Origin of the sequence: Bartonella sp. AP3QHHD (assembly GCF_042195765.1) — a bacterium.
Lineage (GTDB): Bacteria > Pseudomonadota > Alphaproteobacteria > Rhizobiales > Rhizobiaceae > Bartonella.
In genome coordinates this window covers 33,711-54,936 of record NZ_JBHIPC010000084.1, presented here as the reverse complement: position 1 = coordinate 54,936, position 21,226 = coordinate 33,711, and the positions used below count along the sequence as shown (strand labels likewise).

Here is a 21,226-nt window from a genome sequence, read left to right as displayed (position 1 = left end):
TGCCTCGCTTTTATCGGCTTTTTAAGCGTTCAGCAGACCGGTATGCGTTACGTTATCCTTTTTAGTACTGTATTGATATTATCTAATATAATATTTGATGTTTTCTAAAGCTCGTTTTTGAGAGTTTGTTTTCTACTGATTTAAGTCATTGTTTCATTCATCTCCTTGTGGATTAATTTTTAAAAATCACAAGGTTTGATTGTGTTTTTAATTAATTGCACGCACTGGTTTTATTTTTTCTTTACACGAAATACAGAATGCATTATACACTCATAAAGTGTGTTTTTGTAATTGTTCTCTTATAGGTGGTTTTGGCGTAGAGCTTTTGCCAAATTTATTGGGATAATTCATTACACAGTTCAGATGAGCATGAGGCATGTTCTTTTGTTACACTTTTCGTATTTTTGAGGTGTGCAATGGGGTGTTTTGTAAGTGCTTTTGTTTTTAATGAGAGGGGAAGGAAAGTTTCGAGGGAACTATGATTAAAGTTTTTAGAAATCATCTATGTTTATGTGCTTGTACAACAGCTATCCTCTCTTTGTTCCAAAATGGAAGAGAAGTTTATGCGGCTGCAGAGGGGAAGGATAGTAAACCTTATGTTATAAAGGTTATCCCAGTTGTCTCTGCTAATTCTTCTTCTCATCTTAGCGGGAGTAATAAGCATAAGCTTCCTCTTAGTGGAGAAAGTGGGGATAATTATTATCCTCCTAATATGATTAATGTTGGCGATAACGATGATGGTATTCGTGGAGGAAATGATTATCGTCAGCTTAGTGGAGTGGAGGGATGGAATGGACATAAGGATAATGTAAATAACTCTGTTAAAGATGCAGACTCTGATGGAAGAGGAGTGAATCCTGGGTTTTATTACCATAGTGGGTTGTATTATGTATGTGATAATTGTGGGATAGATCCTAAAATTGATAATAAATCTTATACAATTACGAAAGAGAACTTTTCCAACTATCCTGTTGATCCTACTGCTATAACGGTGAAACGGATAGGGACCAGAGTTTATGGAGAGAATGTAACTGTTAGCAGTGAAGTTTCTGATAAATCTTTTTTGCGTGGTGTGGCTGTATCAGATGATGGAAAGATTGTTTTGAAAAAACCGACGCTTCAAAATACAAAGTTAGCTCTTTTCGCTCATAATGGGATAATTGAGATAAAGCAGGGGATTATAGAGGACAGTGATAGGGCTGTTGAAGCCGTGGGGAATTCATTGGTTATTTTAAAGGATACAAAAGTTAATACGCGTGATGGGAAGGTAAGTCTTTCCAGTTATAGCGGTGCAGATATCTGGGTGGAAGGTGGGGAGGTTAACTATACCAACAGTCATGGGATTTCTGCGATGTTGGGAGGCACGGTGATTCTCGATGGTGTTACTCTTACTGGAAAGGGACACAAAGACAAAAATGATGCAGCTTTTTTAATGGATGAAGGGGGACGTGTTGAGTTTACAGGGGGGACTATTAAGGTTGAGGATGCACATGGTATATTATTAGAAAATCCCGTCAAGTCTTTTAGTGTTGTACCAGAACGTTCTGACTCAAAAGATGAAACTGAAGATTTATCGAATAACTTTTATGTGACCGAGGCTAATTTTAAGTCTTCTTCTGTTACAGTAAAGGGTGAGGGATCTTATGGTATCTATTTTCAGGGAGAGAAGCCATGGAGCGAAGATGTGGATAAAAAAGAGGAGATTTCATTAGAGGAAGAAAAAGCTCCACCACGATTGGAAGTTGTTAATTTGGATACAACAGAGTTTTCTGTTTTAGACGATACGGCTCTTTATGGTAAAAACGTTATTTCTGGTGCGGTGAGTTTGATGAAAAGTACTCTTCGTTCAGGGGATTTTTTATTAAGAGCTGAGAAAGGGGCTTCTATAACGGTTTTGGCTGATGGTTCTACCCTTGAAGGTCGTACTCACGTTGATAAAAATTCTAATGCTGAGCTTTATTTAGGAGGTCATTCTACATGGATTTTACCACAACAGGTGCAAAAAGATCAACATGAGCCTGCAAATATCTCTTCTATTTCACTCGTTAGTCTTATGGGTGATAGCTCTATTAATTTTAAAAGACATGAATCTTCTTCTGCTGATGATTATCAAACTCTTCGTATTGGAAAGGGAAAGGGTGAGGTTTATAGAGCACGGGAAGGTGCCTCTATTTCCCTTAATACATACCTGAATAGTGGTGGTGCTCTTAATCATCAAAAGACTGATCGTGTTTTAATTCATGGTGATGTTTCGGGAAAAACAAAGCTCCAAGTGCATGGAGTTGCAGGAAGTCCAGGAGGATACACGGGAAGGGGAGGAAATGATGAAGGTATTTCAATCATTCAGGTTTCTGGACAAGCAGAGCAAGATTCTTTTCAGTTGGAAGGTGGTTATATAGCACTAGATAAATTACCTTATCAGTATAAGCTTTATAGTTATGGTCCAGGATCTGAGTTTGGAAAAGCAAGCATGGATCAGAGATTAGTTGAAGGGAGCGGAGATTTTTGGGATTTCCGCCTTGAAAGTAGGTCTATAGATTCTGATGTTCAACCTAAACCAGATCCTGCTCCTAAGCCAATTCCGGGACCAGAACCTTCTCCAGAACCAGCTCCGGAGCCCCATCCTCGTCCTAAGCCGGGCGTTAAGGCTGTTGTTCCGCAGGTTCCGACTTATCTCCTTTTGCCTAATGCTTTACGTCATATTGGTTTGATGAATGTTAACAATCAAAATAAGCGGTTAGAAGCTTTGCGAATTACTTCTGGGGGCTTATTAGAAAGTCGTGAAAACCCTCTCTTTTTTGTGAGCGGTTATGGCGGCAATCATCGTTATACTTCAAATCTTTCCGCGCTTGAATATGGTTATGGCGGCGAGTTTAATTATAATGCCATAGAGGCAGGCGTTTTGCTGAAAGCAATCGAAAATATGTATGGTTCCACTTCTTTTGGAATTATCGGGGCTTACGAGAGATTTTCTTTGCAACCTTTGAATGTTGAGCAGAGTCAAAAAAGTACATTTGATAAATGGTCAGTTACGGCATATGGTGGTATGCAGCATGATGCAGGTTTTTACGTTGATGGTCTTGTGTCTTACGGCTTGTTTAAAGGTGATGTTCTAACAACTGCACGGGGCAAGACGGCAACATTAAAGGGTTTCCCTTTAAGTGCTTCATTAACTGCTGGTAAAACGTTTATGGTGGGGGAGGACGGTTTTGTTTTTGATCCGCAAGTTCAGGTTGTTTATCAATATCTTCAATTTAATAAGGTGCGTGATGTGGACGGCTTTGATATTGATTTAGGAAAACTTCATCAGTGGGTAGGGCGTGTTGGAGGACGTTTAACAAAGAGGCTGGTTGCTACTGATGAGGCTCAGGTTGTTTCTTTCTATGGCAAGCTTCATCTTGCTCATGGTTTTGAAGGAAAACAATTTGTGCATTTTAAAGATGCTTTTCAGCTAGGTGCTTTTGGTTCTTCATTAGAAACTGGATTAGGTTTTAATGCCCAATTATCTCAAAATTTTGCGCTTTACGGCGATTTGGTTTATCAGCACAAACTAACGAAAGCTGGTTTTTCTGGAACGAGTTTTTCAGGTGGATTGCGTTATCATTTCTAGTATTATTTCTGTTTTTGATTAATCTTTCAAAAAGCTACAAGTTATACTTGTGGCTTTTTCTCATTATCTATTCATTTTGTGTTATAGCATTTTTACGAGAGTATGACTTTGCATATCTTTAATATGCTTTTAGGTTGGACTTATTTCGTTTTTTTGAAAAGTCTGAAGGCTTGTACGTTATCGTTTCAAAACGCGTATTTCAGAGTGATTATTATAATATTTTGATTTATAAAGATATTTTTAATTTAGGGTGCTGAAATATTTTCAATGCTCTTATGATGAATCCATAAAAAGCACTCCTGTTCATATTATATGTAAAATTAGCAAGTGGATAATCGTTTAAGAAAGGAGTCAATATAATTTTGGGAATTATATTAAGAGGAGAGGATTTACAATATTAGAAATTGGCAAAGACAAAGATGCTACTCAGGCACAATGAGGGCTGTATCCGATAAACTTGATATTATATCTGCTGTCGTTATGAAATGGGGATGGAAATATGAGATATATCTGAGAAAATTGGTGAATGAGAAACATAATGACGTATTGTTTTTTGAAAGTGTGTTTTCTTTAAATGCATAAATAAAAAGATGAAGTCATGTGTCATCTTCACTTTTTAAAATATGGCTCTGAATGTTTTTGAATATTGTAAAGTTGAATTAAAAGGAAAAGGTAAAATCGGAACTGATTTTTACACGTTCCTACTTTTTATTAGACTGTCTTACCATGAAGATTGCCTAAAAGGCATATGTGAACTCTTGTTTCTCAATTTTGGCATATGTTTTGTCTGCTTACAGAGTGTACACTGTTTCAATATAATATTATCGTAAGGATGTTGATTATATCCGTTCTGGCGGTGATTAGACGGCAGTTAAAGTAGGTGTTCTTAATGCATGTCAACTGACTAAGGGTGTTTTTGACTAACAACGTTAAAGGTGATTTTTCTGTCGTTCTTCAGTTATATTTTTGCAAATTCTTTGTAAAAGCGACAGATTTAGATTGTATTTTCGAGTAATTTTTTTATTCCATATTTACATAAAACACAAAAAATATTAATAAACTCACGATATTAAAACCTAAACGTATTAAATATTTTTCTTTTGGTTAAGTTTTTTGATACGTTATGTATAGATCTTAGTAAGAAGAGGGGGGTTATGGTGGAATTATGGTCAATCTATTTAAAAATCGCTTCTCCTTATGTACTTTTACAACGGCACTTCTTTTTTTGACACACAATGTTGGTGTTTTTGCACGCAATGCTGAATCTCAGGTTATCTCTGGAAGAAAGCAGTCTTCATGTGATCAGAATGCAGCATTTTATCAGTGTTCTGATGGTGGAGCGCACGAAATTAATAATAAAGTTTATTCGTTAATGGATAAAAATGTTAATGGTGTTCATGGAGCCATGGAGGCGTCTAAGGAAGGTACAATTATTCGTGGCAAGAATATAACTGTTAAGGGTATTTTGGATGAAAAGAATAACTCGGAAAACAATTTTTGGAAATATGGAGTAAAGGTATCAGAAAAGGCGACCGTCGTTCTGAGCGATTCCACGTTGAGTGGGGTTTTAGTGGGGGTGGAAGCTCAAGGTGGATTCATCGTAATGTCTGGTGGATCAATTGATGCAATCAAAGTGGGGGCTTTTGCTGGAGGAAAATCTCAAAGTGGTGTTGATTTAACGAATACGCAAATTAGCCTAGGGAGAGTTGGGGTTAAAGCAGAAGAAAAAGGATATCTTATTTTAGAGGGTGTCTCTATTACCGGCAAGGGGAGTACCGGCAAGGATGATCAAGGGCTGGATGCAGGTCGTCAGGCAGCTTTTCATATATCTGAAGATGGTTATGTTCAGTTTATGAAAGGTTCTGTTGATGTTACTGATGCTCATGGGCTTTTATTGCAGGGAGATAAAGCTCCTCAGATTAATATTGGAGATTCCAATATTACAGTGAAAGGTAATGCATTTTATGGTATACACTTTGAAGGTGTGGCAGCATCAGAAGGTTCGTCAGAGGGAAAATCATTGCGCGTTGATTTGAAAAAGACGCGTTTTGTCGTTCCAGATAGTATAGCTGTTTATAGCAGTAAATCTGGAAAATCTAAAATATTTTTAAAGGAAACAAAGCTTTTTGGGGATTTGTTGCTGAAGGCTGATCGTAACTCTTCTATAGAGGTTGTTGCTGATGCTTCTGCACTTGTCGGTCAAACTCAGGTTGATAACAGTTCTAAAGTCGACCTTATCTTGGGAAATAATTCACAGTGGGCTTTATTGCAACCAAGACAGAAAAAATTACAAGATCCTAATTATAGAGGTGTTTCGTTTATTTCATCGGTACACCTTTCTAATAGTTCCATTACTTTTGAAAAACCAAAGTCCAGTACTAATCATGCATATCAAACGCTTTATATTGGAAAAGGAACAGGTATTGTTTATCAGGCTTTTGGTGATGCTTGGATTCATTTGAATGCACGTTTAGATCCTAGTGATACAAGTGATCATCAAGTAACGGATCGGCTTCTCATTCATGGTGACGTTAAGGGAAGAACTATAGTCCATATACAAGGGGTTGCGGGAGGTTTAGAAGAAAAAAATAAAAAAGCGCATAGTGTTTCAATTATTCAAGTTTATGGAGATGCATCGTATGACTCTTTTCAACTGAATGGGCAGTATGTTGCATTAAATGGCGCGCCTTATAAATATGTTCTTCGTTCTTATGGACCCAAAGCTACTGGAGGGGAGGAGCATGTTAAACAGAGATTTGCTTTGAATGGAGGAGCATTTTGGAATTTTCGTTTAGAAAATGAATATGTTCAGACACCTGCTGTTTCTAAAAGCACTCCTATGGTTTCTAAACGTACACCTCCTGCACGTGCTTCTTTTGAGGATATTGTTCCAGCATCTTCTGAGGAGGTTGTTCCAGCATCTTCTGAGGAGGTTGTTCCAGTGTCTTTTGCAGATAGTCTTTCTAAAATTGAAAATGTTTCTCCGTCTCGACGAGGTGTAAGATCTGTTGTTCCTCAGGTACCAACTTATCTGCTTTTGCCGAATAGTTTGTTCCACGCTGGTTTGATAGATATTAGCAATCAAAACAAGCAGCTGGAGACAGTACGGACTAATCCTAGTGGAATGTTGGAAATTCGTGAAAATCCTGCTTCATTTTTGCGTGGCTATGGTGGAAGTTATCGTTATGTTTCAGATTTATCTGCGCTTGAATATGGTTATGGGGGGGATCTAGGGTACTATGCGCTAGAGACAGGTGTTTTGCTACAAAAAATTGAAAATGTTGACAGTGCTATATCCTTTGGGGTTATGGGGGCTTATGGAAAGCTTTCTCTACAACCTCGAGATGTTGCACAAAGCCAAAAAAGTACATTTGATAAATGGACTGCTACAGTTTATGGCAGTATGCAGCATGATGTAGGATTCTATGTTGATGGTTTGTTATCTTATGGTCTGTTTAAGGGAGATGTTCTGACAACTGCGCGGGGTAAAACGGCAACATTGAAGGGTAACCATTTAAGTGTTTCCTTGATGAGTGGTCAGAAAATTGCCACAGGATATGAAGGTGTTGTTTTGGATCCACAGGTTCAGGTTGTTTATCAGCATCTTCAATTTAATGCGGCTCGTGATATTGATAATTTTAATATTGAGATGGATAAATTTGATCAATTGATGGTGCGTATGGGTGGTCGCTTGATAAAGACTCTTACTGCGTCTGAAAAAGATCGTGATGTTTCTTTTTATGGAAAGATTCATTTTGCCCATGATTTTGGAAAAGAAAGGTCTGTGCGCTTTAAAGATTCTTTCCAGTTAGGGGCTTTTGGTTCTTCTCTAGAGGCTGGATTAGGTCTTAATGCTCGCTTGTCTCAAAAATTTGCGCTTCATGGTGATTTGGTTTATCAGCATAAGTTGAGTAAAGGTGGTTTTTCTGGAATCAGTTTTTCTGGTGGATTGCGCTATCGTTTTTAGGATGATCATCTTGAGGTAAGTTGTTTAAAAAACCACAAGCCATGCTTGTGGTTTTTTATTATTTGTTTGCAACTTTTTAAATAAGTTTTTTAAAAAAATGTTTTTTTTGCATGAGCAAGTTTTTTTCTTTTTAGAAACGAGATAAGGCTTTCTGGTTTGCAGTTTTTGCTTCTTATGCTGTTTTTCTTCTTTGAGTTTATTTTTATTAAATTCTCTTGAAATCACTGCTTTGGGGTGGAATTTTTATTTCTATCTATATTTTTACGCGTTTTTATAAATAATACAATTTTAAATTGTGATATTTTGGGATTCTTGCTTTACATAAAATATAGGGTGGATATATAAAATACAAAACGTATTTTAAATTATCACGCGTAACCAAAGTTATTAAACAGAACGCGTGTTTTTTGTTTTTAGAGAAGGGGAAGAAAGTTTGTAGAAAATTATGTTTAAAAATCATCTCTCTTTATGTCATTTTACAACGGTTATTTTTTTCTTTGTATACAATACTGATGCAGGTGAGATTTCTTCTGAGAAGAAGCAATATTCATGTAACGAAAGCGCCTCATTTTATCGCTGTAATGATGGTAAAACGCATGAAATTGCCAAGAAAACTTATCAACTTACGGGTGAAAGTTCTGATGCTGCCATAGAGGCATCAGGGAAAAATACAGTCATTGAGGGAGAGGCTATAATCATTAACGGTGTTTCGAATGCAAATGGCCATTCAGAAACAAACGCTTGGACAACAGCTGTAAAGTCCTCAAATGGGGGAGGCGTTGCTCTATTTGATTCCATGTTAAATGATGTGTCGATAGGGGCCGATATTAATGATGAGGGAGCTTTTGAGATGCAGAATGGGGTGATTAAAGCAACCAGAATGGGGATCAGTGTTGGGGGTAAAGGGTCGTTTGTTTCTTTGACCAAGACAGAGATTAAGACATCTTCTGATGCGATAGGTCTTTTGAGTCATAATGGTGCAAAAATTTATATGAAAGGAGGAAAAATTGATTTTGCTGATGGTATTGGTGTTCAAACAGGAGGAGATGGAGAAATTAATTTAGAGGGTGTTTCTATTACTGGGAGGGGGAAACAGGGAACAAATATAGATAATCATCGTGAAGGCTCTGCTTTTAGTATGCTTCAGGGGAAAAGCTCTCTTAATTTCCAGAAGGGAAACGTTAATGTCGACAATGCTCATGGCATTGTAGTGCAGGGGAATAACCATAATGCTGCTCATATAAAATATTCCAATGTTTTTGTGAGAGGGAATGGATTTAATGGCATGCACTTTTTTTGGGAAGCTGTCTTAAATGATAAAAAAACAATTATACCTGGAAAAGGGACTGTCCATTTGACAAAGACAACTTTTATGGCTCCAGAAAGTACGGCTATTTATAGCCGCGAATTCGAAAGTTCTGTTAAACTCTTACAAAATTCAAAAATTTCTGGAGATTCACTCCTGAAAGCTGTTGAGCGTTCTAATGTAAAGATTGAGGCTGATGCTTCTACCCTTGTAGGAGGCGCACATGTTGATGAAAGTTCTACAGCTAAGATAGATTTAAAAAATGGTTCAAAGTGGATTTTATCGCGACCAAAATATGACAAATTGCAAAATTCTGATGCTTCTGGTTCTAATTTAGGGGACTATTCCTTCATTTCATCGGTCAATCTTACGGATAGTTCTCTTGTTTTTGAAGAATTAAAATCTAAAACAACAGATGGTTATCAGACACTTCTCATCGGAAAAGGATCTGGGACTGTCTATAAAGCGCATGGTGATGTGAATCTTTATCTTAATGCATATTTGGATCAAGGGGGAGAGCTTGAAAAGCAAAAAACTGACCGGCTTTTAATCAATGGTGATCTTGAAGGAAAAACGACAGTCCATGTGTATAGTGTTCCTGGAAGCTCAGGGGCATTGACGGGAGAGGGCGGTAATAATCAGGGGATTTCCATTATTCAGGTTTATGGAAAAGCCATGGAAGATTCTTTTCAGTTAAATGGGGGGTATGTCACACTTGAAGCCTCTCCCTATCAGTATCATCTTAAGAGTTATGGTCCAAGCTCTTCTTTAGGGGCGGCAGATTCCAATCAAAGAGTGCTTAAAAATTCTGGAACATTTTGGGATTTCCGCCTTGAAAGTAAATTTGTTGATTCCACTAAAGTTTTTCCTGTTCTTGATTTGGTTGTCCCCCCTTCTTCTGATGATATTCCTTCTTTTCCTAAAATTCATCCTAATATTACTGGAGGTGAGGATGGTTCTATTGATTCTAACTCTCAGCAAAAATCTCAGGAGCCAAGTCTTTCTTCTCCTGTAGATTCTCCTGATAGGAATTCCCATCTTACGACTACACCTAATGTATCTGATGTTTTTGTGCTTGAGATCCCCAATCTTCTTTCCTCTCTTGCGCCTGTTGTTCCCGCTATTGCTGAATCTAATCCAGTTGCTCCACCTGAATCTGGTTCACTTGTTCCGCCATCTGTTTCACCCACTCCTTCTGTTGTTTCCCCAGTTGCATCTGGTTCACCTGTTCCGCCGCATGTTTCACCCACTCCTTCTGTTGTTTCCTCAGTTGCATCTGGTTCACCTGTTCTGTCATCTGTTTCACCCACTCCTTCTGTTGTTTCCTCAGTTGCATCTATTTCACCTGTTCCGTCATCTGTTTCACCCACTCCTTTTGTTGTTTCCCCAGTTGCATCTGGTTCACCTGTTCTGTCATCTGTTTCACCCACTCCTTTTGTTGTTACTCCACCTGCGTCTGGTTCTTCTGTTTCGGCATCTGTTTTTGAGCTTTCTTCTCATTTTGAGCCAAATGTGAGAGTCGTTGTTCCACAGGTTTTGACTTATATTCTTGTGCCAAATACTTTATTTTATGCTGGATTGATGGATATCAGTAATCAAAGCAAGCAGTTGCAAGCGCTGCGAACTGTTTCTGGTCGGTTGTTGAAAAATGATGAAAATCCCGCTTTGTTTTTGCGCGGTTACGGTGGACATCATCATTATACTTCAAATTTGTCTGCATTTAAATATGGTGATTATGGCGGTGAGCTTGATTATAATGCACTAGAGGCAGGTATTTTACTCAAGAAAATCGAAAGTGCATACAGTACGACATCTTTTGGGATTATGGGAAATTATGGCAAACTTTCGTTGCAGCCTCGAAAGGTTAAACAAAGTCAAGAAAGTATATTTGATAAATGGACAATCACAGCATATGGAAGCATGCAGCATGATACGGGTCTCTATATGGATGGTCTCTTCTCTTATGGTTTGTTTAATGGAAATGTTCTCACACTTGAGCGAGGTAAAACGGCTGCATTGAGAGGGAAGCCCCTAAGTGTTTCTTTAACTGCTGGTAAAACGTTTATGATAGGCAGCCGATATTTTATTTTTGAACCACAGGTTCAGTTTGTTTATCAAAATCTCCAGTTTCAGAAGACTCGTGATATTAATAATTTTAATATTGATATGCGAAGCCCAGATCATTGGGGGATGCGTATTGGTGGGTATTTAACGAAGACACTTACATTTACTAAAGATAAAGATGCACATGTTCTTTCATTCTATGGTAAGCTTCATTTCATTCGTAGTTTTGATGATAAACAATTTGTATATTTTAAAGATGCCTTCCAGCTTGGTTCCTTTGGGACTTCTTTAGAAGCTGGATTTGGTGTTTTTTCGCAATTATCTCCCAAAATTATTTTTCATAGCGATCTGATTTATCAGCATAAATTTACGAGTGACGGCTTTTCCGGAACGCATTTTTCTGGTGGATTAAGGTATCATTTTTAATTGTATTTTTCTTTAATACATCCTTTGTGAAAGACATAAGCACAAAACATGGTTTTGTTGTGTCGTTTTTCTGATTTTTGACTTTACATATAATACAAAACAAATTATATGTAACGGCACATAATAAGAATAATACGTAGATGAACCAGGTGTGTCTTTTCAGTTTTTTATGAAGATAAAATAAAGGAAGTTTAGACTAAATTATGATTAAAGTACTAAAACGCTATGTGTGTGTGTTCTCTTACGACCTCTATTTCTTTCTTCGTGCACAATATAGATGTGAGTGTAGAAGATTATAACCCCTCGTGTAATTCTCTTTTTAAGTCGTATGCGTGTGATACAGTTGATGCTTCTCGTACTTTTGGAAGTCGTAATAAGTTATATATGAGTGGATTGGATAGGAGGGCTACAGGTGTTATTTTTACAATACGAACTCATAACATAGTTATTAAGCCGCAAAAAAGTAAAGGGGAAAAAGGCTTTCAGGAACTGATGGAATTTTAGAATTAAAGAGATCTGAGAAGATTACATCAGCAGTGGTTGTGTCAAAAGATAATAAAGCTTCTTTTAAAAAGAGTTCTATTACAGGAAATGGCGAAAAGAAAAGTGGTAGAAATGCTACGTTATCTCAATCTGTGTTTGGTGTGAAGCAGGGTGGTTCTTTCCTTTGATGAAGGTAAGATTCAGGTTTCTAATGTTCATGGTATAGAGGCAAGTGTCTTGCTCAATGCGATTGAGGATACACATCACACTTTGAGCTTTGGAATAAGGGAGAATATGGAAAAAAATTCTCTACAACCTCAAGATGTTAAAGAAAGCAAAAAAGTACATTTGATAAATAGTCTATTACAGTATATGGCAGCATGCAGCATGATACAGGCTTTTATATAGATGTCCTTTTTTCCTATGGTTTATTTAAAGGGGATGTTCTGACGCAAGCGAGAGGCAAGACAGCAACATTGAAGGAAACGCCTTTGAGTGCTTCATTGATTGCGGGCAAGTCATTTATGACAAGGGCATAAAGGGGTTATTTTTGATCCGCAGGTTTAGGTTATTTATCAAAATGTGCGGTTTGATAAGGCGTCTGATATTGATGGTTTTGATATTGAGATGGGAAAACTTGATTTGTGGGTGATGCGTGTTGGTGGTCTTTAAGAAAGATGCTTGCTGCTTTTGAAGAGGCTCTTGTTGTTTCTTTCAATTGCGAGCTTTAGCTTGCCATTAGTTTTAGAGGAAAACAACGTGTGCGGTTTGGAGATGAATTCCAATAAGGGCTTTTGGCTCTTCTCTAGAAACTGGAATGAGATTGAAGGCTCAGTTGTCTTCAAACTTTGCTTTGCATGGAGATGTAACTTATCAGCATTGCCTTAGAAAAGGTGGTTTTTCAGGGATTATTTTTTCAGGCGGTTTATACTATCGTTTTTAGGTGCCTATGAAATATAGAGTAATTTTTACATAAGTTATAGAGTGTTTTATGAAGTATAAAGTGATTATTTAAGTTTTATAATTGCTATTGTTAGTGTGTTTAACTTAATGTTATGGGGAATATTTTTTTATTTTTAACTAACAGGGGGAGAAGGAAAAATTGGGAATAGAATTATGGTTAATGTATTAAGGGGTTATAGATTTTTATTTATTACAACGGCTATTGTTTCTTTTTTGCCAATCGTGAGTGTGAATGCAGATTTTAATAATTTTGAAACTCTCTGTGATCCAAACGCTCAGTTTTATAAATGCAATGATGGTAAAAAACATACAATTGAAAATAAAACTTATCATTTAAAAAATTTTTCGAGAGTTCCTTCTGATTCTGCTCCTATTGCTGCTTTATATATAGAAGAACAAGGTACAGTTGTTGATGCATCTCAGATAACTGTTACGGGCGATAATTCGCGTCAAGGAACTGTATATGGTGCATATCTAAAACGTAATGCGCGTCTTAATTTAAAAAATGCAAATTTTAAGGATGTACTTGCGCTTCATGCGCAAAATTCAGTTATTAGCATGACAGATGGGGCGATTACAGGGACTTCTCGCGTTATGTATGCATTTGGAATAGGAACGGATATTGCTTTAGTGCGTGTAAATATTGAGCTTAAACCAAATGAATTCAATAGTACACAAGAATTAAATAGTACCCAAGAAATGGGGCTGGTTAGTAGTTTTAGTTCAAAGATTAGGATGTCAGGCAGTACCGTAACTTTTAATGAGATTGGTGGGTTTTCAGCACAGTTTGGGGGACAATATACTTTTGATAATACTGTCATTAAGGGAAGAGGGAAACAAGAGACTGTTATAGTAGATGAGAAAAATGTTGATAAATTACTGGGAGCTTTTGAGGTATCTCAAGGTAGTGATGTTCAATTGAGTGGTGGTTCTGTAGAACTTACAGGCATGCATGGCTTTTTGATTAAAAATCTTACAGGTTATACAGATGATAATGGTAAATTAATTAATAAATTTAATCATTTGTATGAGTTTCAAAAGACAAATATTAAGGTTAAAAAGACAAAAATTTCTGTTCAGGGGAAAGGAGCATATGGTCTGTATTTTTATGGGTTAAGTCCAGATGTATGGGTTGATTTGGTAAGGTATAATATGTCGTCTTCAGCGCTTTCGAGCGCGCGAGGAATTACTATAGGAACAGCATCTGTTCATTTGTCAGAGACAAATTTTGCGGTTCCGGATGGTATTGCCATTTATAGTGCCGGATATAGTGCTGGAGATCGTGTTTATGGAGCTCGAGCTAAGGTTAGGTTAGAAAAGACAAAAATCTCCAGCGATTTGTTTTTAAAAGCTGAAAATAATTCTTATCTTCTCGTTGAAGCAAATTCCTCTACACTTACAGGAGGTTCTCGTACCAAGGATGCCTCTGATATTTATTTACATTTAAAGAATGGTTCTCAATGGTATCTTACCAAAAGCAAATATCAAAATCCGCAGGAACCAGATGCTACGGTTTCATCGCTTTCAGGTGTGGATCTTGAGGATAGTACAATTGTTTTTGATCACTATCAATCTACTGGTTATCAAACGCTGTACATTGGAAAAAAAAGTGGTGTAAACAAGTTAGATGAGGAGGAGTACATATATGGTGCAGATGGTAATGTTCAGATTAAGATGAGCACGTTTCTCAATAATGATGGTTCATTTGATTCTGAACAAACGGATCGTATTTTGATCTATGGGAATGTCTTGGGAACCACGCTTATTGGGATAGAAGAACTTTTAAAAACTTCAGATAAAGAAGCAGGCAATAAAAGGAGTCAAAGTATTTCACTTATTCAAGTTGCTGGGACGGCAGAGGAAAGTTCTTTTAAGTTAAACAATAGTTATACTACGGTTAATGGATTTCCTTATCAGTATAAACTTCGTGGCTATGGTCCAAGCTCTTCTTCTGGAAATGCAGACCCAAAGAATAGATTGGTTGCTGGAGAAGGGGATTTTTGGGATTTTCGTCTCGAAAGTGTTTACATTGGTCCTGAATTAGATTCTTCTGAAACTGCTTCTAAGCCAACGTCTACAGTTTTACCTCCTCAATCTGAAGAAGAGACGGTTCCTTCTAAACGACCAACAGAGACTATTTCACCTGAACAACCCCCTTCTGTTGAGCCTCCACTTATACCATCTACACCTTCTTTGCCTGAAGGTTCTAAACCGTCTGAAACATTAATCCCTACGGATTCGACGCTTACTCCTTCTGCATCAGCTCCGCCTGAGCTTCCTTCTGTACCAACAGTTCCAGAGGCTCCTTCTGCTGTGCAACCTATGCCTGTACCGTTTGTTCCAGTTGAAGATTCTACTAATGATGTTCTGCCATCTGAGCCCTCTGCTCCGGAGGACACTTCATCTCTGGATACTGTTTCTCCTCCTTCTGTCCCTGTCGAACCAAAGCCTTCTGAGTCCTCTGATCCTTTAGATCCTTCATCTAATCTCTCTATACCGCTTGATGTTCAGTCTAATCTCCAAATTAGAGCGGTTGTTCCACAGGTTCCAACTTATCTTCTTTTGCCAAATGCCTTATTTCATGCTGGTTTAGTGGATATGACCACGCAAAATAAGTCGTTAGAGACAATGCGGAATGCTTTTCATTTCTTTGGGAAAGATGATAAAAAGACAGCCTTTTTTCTGCGTGCTTATGGGGGGAGCCATCATTATGCTTCCAATTTATCTGCTTTTGAATATGGCTATGGTGCTGAGCTCGATTATAATGCATTTCAAGCAGGTGTTTTGTTAAACGAGATTGAGAGTTTATATGGTCGTACATTCTTTGGAGTTTTGGGAAACTATGGAAACCTTTCTCTACACCCTCAGGATGTTGAACAAAGCAAAAAAAGCGCATTTAATAAATGGTCTGTTGGGGCTTATGGAAATTTGCAGCATGATACCGGTTTTTATATAGATGGGGTGGTATCGTATGGTCTTTTTAAGGGTGATGTTTTGACCCTTGCACGGGGTAAGGTTGTGGCGTTAAAGGGTAAACAGTTTAGCGGTTCTTTAACGAGTGGTAGAACGTTTGCAACAGGGTATAAAGGTGTTGTTTTTGATCCGCAGATTCAGGTTGTTTATCAGCATCTTCAGTTTAATCAGGCGCGTGATATTGATAACCTTGAGGTGGATTTAGGAAAATTTCATCAATGGGTGGGGCGTGTTGGTGGGCGTTTAAGCAAGACGCTTAATGCTTCTGAAGAGGGACGTGAAGTTTCTTTTTATAGTAAGCTTTCTTATTTGCATAGTTTTGAAGATAAGCAATTCGTTTCTTTTAAAAACGATTTTCAGTTAGGTTCCTTTGGTTCTTCTTTGGAAGCAGGGGTTGGGTTTAATGCCCGTCTCTCATCAAAACTTTCTCTTCGTGGAGATGTCACTTATCAGCATAGATTTAAGAAAATTGGTTTTTCTGGAACGAGTTTCTCTGCTGGATTGCGCCACCTTTTTTGAAGAGGTGCAATATGTATTTTTAGTTAAAAGGCAGAAGATTTTCTGCCTTTTAATGTATTGAAATTTATTTTGCCTCATCAATATGGTTATTTTTTTGATATAAAAGATTACAATAGATGCTTTCTTTTATGCGATGAGAAATTTTTCTAAAATTTTTGATGTCAAGATATGAGGACAGATTTCATTGTGAATATGAGAAGTTTAAACGCTGAATGCTTGTGGCATAATCTTTCAAAAAATGCGATATTGATGATTGTTTTTGTCCGTTTCTGTATTAATTTTTATAGATCATAAGTTTAGTCTTTATGAGTTTTATGCATTGTTTTGAATTTTGTTTTAGAACTTTATTCACGTTTATATCATTTAATACGCATATTATTTGTTTCCTTTTTTAGGATTTTTACTTAAGAATTTTGGATAAATATTTATTTTTAGAACAAACAGAGGGAGTTTGAGGTCAAATTATAATAAAAGTAAAGTATGCTTTATCGTGTTGTTACGGTTGTTGTTTTGTAAATGATAGGTGGCAGAGAAATTTCGATAAGATACAGGATATTATTTTTATTGCGGTCATGCGCGGATATCATCATTCTTTTTTCAGCATTCAATATTTGCGCAGATTTTAGCACTCGAGAATGTTCATAAGAAGCAATTCACCTTTTTTCAAAAGTCCTTCTTTGCATGCCAGCTTCGTTTGTGATGGACAAGGGGTTAATTGATTAAATATAAACAGGTTTGAAATGAAAGAAATTTATAATATTCAGTTTTTATTCAATATGTAAAATGATGAGTGAGCATTCTGAATTATTGCATGAAATTTTCCTAAATCAATATTACGCGCCTGATTAAACTGAAGATGCTGATAAACAACCTGAATCTGCGGATCAAAAACANATCAATATCACGCGCCTGATTAAACTGAAGATGCTGATAAACAACCTGAATCTGCGGATCAAAAACAACACCTTTATACCCTGTTGCAAACGTTCTACCACTCGTTAAAGAATCGCTAAACTGTTTACCCTTTAACGCCACAACCTTACCCCGTGCAAGGGTCAAAACATCACCCTTAAAAAGACCATACGATACCACCCCATCCATATAAAAACCCCTATCATGCTGCAAATTTCCATAAGCCCCAANTTTAACAAAACACCTGCTTGAAATGCATTATAATCGAGCTCAGCACCATAGCCATATTCAAAAGCAGATAAATTGGAAGCATAATGATGGCTCCCCCCATAAGCACGCAGAAAAAAGGCTGTCTTTTTATCATCTTTCCCAAAGAAATGAAAAGCATTCCGCATTGTCTCTAACGACTTATTTTGCGTGGTCATATCCACTAAACCAGCATGAAATAAGGCATTTGGCAAAAGAAGATAAGTTGGAACCTGTGGAACAACCGCTCTAATTTGGAGATTAGACTGAACATCAAGCGGTATAGAGAGATTAGACGAAGGATTAACAGGGGCAAAAGACCCAGAAGGCTTTGGTTTAACAAGGGCAGAAGGAGAAGGAACAGAATCCGGAGATGAAGGAGATACCGTAACAGAGGGCGGTAATAGAAGCTCCATGAAATGATTATTAGATGGAATTTTCTAGGCAAGAAACTGAAGTGTAGAAGGCTGCTCGTAGGAAACTTTGCCCTTTAGAAGGGGAAATCAAAAAATTTTTTATTTAGGAAAATAGTGTTGCATTCCCTTCTTCTGATCGTAGGAATAAATCGTTGTTTTAATGATGATATCAGCTATTTTTTGCCAAATTTTTAAGAAAAATGCTTTTGTGGAAGTATGTAGCCTATATAGATGTTTATAGGGAGATGGGGGGCGGTCTTGAGGGTGATGTTTTTATTCTTGTATGGGGGTAGCAATGTTAAAAGGTCAAAAAACATGTTTAAGGTATTTTCTTGTCTAAAGGGGGGGAGGAAAGGAAGAGGGAAGATTTAATGATTACGAAGATTTTAGGAGATTTTGGGAGGGAGATTAGGGAGATAGGATTTCTGAGAGCTCTGGAGATGCACGGGGATAAGATTTCTGGAGGATTGTGTGGGCATTTTTTATAGGCGATAATTGCGCTTGTCGGTGTAATTTAATCAGCGATATTGATTATACCACATTCACCATTTTCGCTACCGAAGGAGAGGTTTTGCCCTGCTTGATCCCAGTTAAGTGCTGAGATAGCGCTTTTCCCACAACCTTTTAGAAGGACTTCTTTTCCATCATGAAAATGTGCCGCTAAAATCATTCCATCATTGAAGCCTATTGCTACAATTTCTTTGTTTGGGTGGCATGAAACGGTGCTAACAAGTGCATTTGCTCGTGTGCCTAGTTCTAGTGGTGTTTTTCCTATGGGGCCATCTTTTGTATGAAAGGGCCAAACAATTGCGGCAGAGGCACCTGATGTTGCTAGCCATTTTCCTTTTGCGCTCCAAGACCAGCTTTTGACTTTGCTTGGATAGCCACTCATGCGGAGGTGCTGATTATCAGTGAGACGCCAGCCATGCAAGGCGTTTTCTTGCATGGTGGAAATGACATAGCGGTTGTCTGGTGAAAAGGTGACACTACAATGAGCTCCTTTCCATACCAATGTGGTGGGAGATATTTGCGTTGATAACCAATGAAGAGTGACTCCATTGTAATGGGCAACGGCAAGTCGCAAACCTTTTGGGGCAAAAGCAAGGCCTTCTACACTGCGTTCATGTGTGAGCTCTTGTCGTTCTTTTCCAATATGCGCAAATGCGAGGCGTGAAGAGGAAAAAGCAAAAGCTTTTTGTGGACCAAAAGCAACGTTGTTTATCCATTTGCGTTCTTTTTGGCTTAACAATTCCGTGTGATCTGCTGCGGTTGTTTGACAGACTTTTCCATCTTCTCCACCGGTGATGATCGCGGTATTGTCATGGGAAAAATGGCTTGAAATTATTCCTTGGTGAACTTCAACGATTTGTGGGGTTGGATTAAAAAAAACAATGAAACCTTCTACGGAAACAAAGGCTGGTTTATTGCCTATAAAACCGCAGGAAAGGCAGTAACTTTTGAGATCATAATGGGTAATGTTTGGCATTATCACTCACTTATGCGCAATTTTCAAAACCAGTTTTTAATTTTTCAGCATCAAGAGAGCGTCCTATAAAGACAAGGCGGCTTTCTCGTTTTTCATCTTCACGCCATGGGCGTTGATGTTGTCCTTCAAGAAGCATATGTATCCCTTGAATGACGTAACGATCATCGTCTCCTTGAAAGGCGATAATGCCTTTAAGACGCAAGATATCAGGCCCTTGTTGCTGTGTAACCTGCTGGATCCAAGGGAAAAACTTTTCTGGTTGCAGAGCATCTGTTTTTAAACTTACAGAAGTGATGGTAATATCATGAATGGTGGATGCGTGATGATGGTCATGATGACAATCGGGACCGCACACATGGTTGGCATGTTGGTGTGCATGTTCGTGATCGAGAAAATGAGGTTCATGATCGAGAGTCCGTTGGAGATCAAAAAAACCACGATTAAGGAGTGTCTCAAGAGGGATATTGGTGCGCTGTGTTGTATAGAGTATAGCGCGAGGATTAATGGCCAGAATAAGGGATTCAGCATGGCTGCGTTCTTGTGGGGTGACAAGATCAATCTTATTTAAAAGAATAATATCCGCGAAAGCAATTTGGTCTTCAGCTTCACGACTTGTTTTTAATTGAGAGGGAAAATGCTTTGCATCAACGACTGCTATGACACTGTCGAGAGCTGTTTTTTCATGGATAGTATCATCCATGAAAAAGGTCTGTGCTACGGGAACGGGATCAGCAAGCCCTGTCGTTTCTATAATGATCGCATCAAATCGATGAGAACGTTGCATCAGACTTTCCAGAATGCGAATGAGATCACCACGCACGGTGCAGCAAACACAGCCATTATTCATTTCATAAATTTCTTCGTCTGATTCAATGATCAGGTCATTATCAATACCAATTTCACCAAATTCATTGACAATGACGGCATAACGTTTGCCATGATTTTCATTGAGAATGCGGTTGAGAAGGGTGGTTTTCCCAGCACCAAGATAGCCTGTGAGAACCGTAACGGGAAGTTTTTTGGGGTGTATCGTTTCCATGGAGAGACCTTTTATTGTTCTTTATTGCCATGTGTTTATGTTAAATCGATTGATATCATCAAGTAAATCACGAAGCTGAGACAGAACATGAGAAAAGATTGCTTCACCGGCTTGTGGTGTTGCTTTGCTTGCATTTCCTGCCGCACCTTGCGTATTTAGATCTTTCATTGTCCAACCAAAGGCATGAGGACCATAAGCACGTAAATACCGATAATTGGCAATCATATCCGCTTGTTTATTATGAAAATTTTCTGCCTTTTCCATATGGACTTTTTCTGGTGCTAAATAGAGCATGAGAGAGGTTTCGATAAAGCCTCCATGGATATCAAGATGTTGTTGAGATGGCTCCATGAGACCTTGTGGTAAACCAAAACGGCTCCAGCTTGTTGCTACAGCGAGCATGGAAAGGCGCTTTCGTAATTCGGTGATAACAATGCTCATTAAAGGTGAATTTCCTCCGTGAGCATTGAGAAGAAGAAGACGGTTGATCCCTTTGTGATAACAGTTTTCACCAATCTTTATCCATCGCTTAATCGCATCAGAAAAGGTAAGGGTTTGTGTACCTGTAACATCCATATGTTCTATAGAATAGCCAATCTTTTCAACCGGTAAAAGTGCGATATGAAACTGCTCTTTTGTTTGTAAAGTGAGAGCTTTTGCAAAAGCTTCAGCTATAATCCAGTCGGTTTCGAAAGGAAGGTGCTCTCCGTGATATTCGTGTGCGCCCAAAGGTAAAAGAGCGAGAAAAGGCCTGTTAGATACCATAAATTATTGCCTAAAAGAGAAGTTAACATAGACAAAGTGATCGAAGGTGCT

General features: G+C 37.9%; 8 protein-coding genes and 2 pseudogenes. 6 read left to right on the top strand and 4 right to left on the bottom strand.

From position 1 onward, the window contains the following. Nucleotides 1-478: 478 nt before the first annotated feature. The 6 genes and pseudogenes from ACFIL7_RS05150 to ACFIL7_RS05125 all read left to right on the top strand — a co-directional run bounded on the left by ACFIL7_RS05150 (nucleotide 479) and on the right by ACFIL7_RS05125 (nucleotide 16,311). Nucleotides 479-3,610 (top strand): autotransporter outer membrane beta-barrel domain-containing protein, encoded by a 3,132-nt coding sequence (locus ACFIL7_RS05150; protein ID WP_375643387.1) that lies wholly within the window; start codon nucleotides 479-481, stop codon nucleotides 3,608-3,610. Between the two features lie 1,165 nt (nucleotides 3,611-4,775). Next, nucleotides 4,776-7,577, top strand: coding sequence for an autotransporter outer membrane beta-barrel domain-containing protein (locus ACFIL7_RS05145; protein WP_375683421.1), 2,802 nt, complete (start codon nucleotides 4,776-4,778; stop codon nucleotides 7,575-7,577). Between the two features lie 445 nt (nucleotides 7,578-8,022). Beyond that, nucleotides 8,023-11,373 (top strand): autotransporter outer membrane beta-barrel domain-containing protein, encoded by a 3,351-nt coding sequence (locus ACFIL7_RS05140; RefSeq protein WP_375683420.1) that lies wholly within the window; start codon nucleotides 8,023-8,025, stop codon nucleotides 11,371-11,373. 542 nt (nucleotides 11,374-11,915) lie between these two features. Beyond that, a complete protein-coding gene (locus ACFIL7_RS05135) occupies nucleotides 11,916-12,044 on the top strand; it encodes a hypothetical protein (protein ID WP_375634810.1) in 129 nt (42 codons plus the stop codon). 28 nt (nucleotides 12,045-12,072) lie between these two features. Continuing rightward, nucleotides 12,073-12,799, top strand: a pseudogene (locus ACFIL7_RS05130) (autotransporter outer membrane beta-barrel domain-containing protein); the annotation flags it as partial. A 173-nt stretch (nucleotides 12,800-12,972) separates the two neighbouring features. Continuing rightward, nucleotides 12,973-16,311, top strand: a complete 3,339-nt coding sequence (locus ACFIL7_RS05125) for an autotransporter outer membrane beta-barrel domain-containing protein (RefSeq protein ID WP_375677084.1) — start codon at nucleotides 12,973-12,975, stop codon at nucleotides 16,309-16,311. A gap of 894 nt (nucleotides 16,312-17,205) precedes the next feature. Here the strand turns inward: ACFIL7_RS05125 and ACFIL7_RS05120 are convergent. From ACFIL7_RS05120 to ACFIL7_RS05105, 4 genes and pseudogenes are all read right to left on the bottom strand, one after another. Continuing rightward, nucleotides 17,206-17,867: pseudogene (locus tag ACFIL7_RS05120) on the bottom strand (autotransporter outer membrane beta-barrel domain-containing protein); the annotation flags it as partial. A 532-nt stretch (nucleotides 17,868-18,399) separates the two neighbouring features. Beyond that, the gene (locus ACFIL7_RS05115) at nucleotides 18,400-19,371 is read right to left on the bottom strand and encodes a WD40 repeat domain-containing protein (protein WP_375633825.1); all 972 of its coding nucleotides are present in this window, start codon (nucleotides 19,369-19,371) and stop codon (nucleotides 18,400-18,402) included. Between the two features lie 10 nt (nucleotides 19,372-19,381). Further along, nucleotides 19,382-20,410, bottom strand: a complete 1,029-nt coding sequence (locus tag ACFIL7_RS05110; RefSeq protein WP_375633824.1) for a CobW family GTP-binding protein — start codon at nucleotides 20,408-20,410, stop codon at nucleotides 19,382-19,384. Between the two features lie 21 nt (nucleotides 20,411-20,431). Further along, nucleotides 20,432-21,175 carry a creatininase family protein gene (locus ACFIL7_RS05105; protein WP_375661860.1) on the bottom strand — a complete coding sequence of 248 codons (744 nt, stop codon included), beginning with the start codon at nucleotides 21,173-21,175 and terminating at the stop codon, nucleotides 20,432-20,434. Nucleotides 21,176-21,226: the final 51 nt, after the last annotated feature.

Coding starts and splice junctions, on each gene's coding strand:
- ACFIL7_RS05105 (WP_375661860.1), bottom strand. CDS start 21,175: ATGGTATCTAACAGGCCTTTTCTCGCTCTTTTACCTTTGGGCGCACAC.
- ACFIL7_RS05110 (WP_375633824.1), bottom strand. CDS start 20,410: ATGGAAACGATACACCCCAAAAAACTTCCCGTTACGGTTCTCACAGGC.
- ACFIL7_RS05115 (WP_375633825.1), bottom strand. CDS start 19,371: ATGCCAAACATTACCCATTATGATCTCAAAAGTTACTGCCTTTCCTGC.
- ACFIL7_RS05140 (WP_375683420.1), top strand. CDS start 8,023: ATGTTTAAAAATCATCTCTCTTTATGTCATTTTACAACGGTTATTTTT.
- ACFIL7_RS05145 (WP_375683421.1), top strand. CDS start 4,776: ATGGTCAATCTATTTAAAAATCGCTTCTCCTTATGTACTTTTACAACG.
- ACFIL7_RS05125 (WP_375677084.1), top strand. CDS start 12,973: ATGGTTAATGTATTAAGGGGTTATAGATTTTTATTTATTACAACGGCT.
- ACFIL7_RS05150 (WP_375643387.1), top strand. CDS start 479: ATGATTAAAGTTTTTAGAAATCATCTATGTTTATGTGCTTGTACAACA.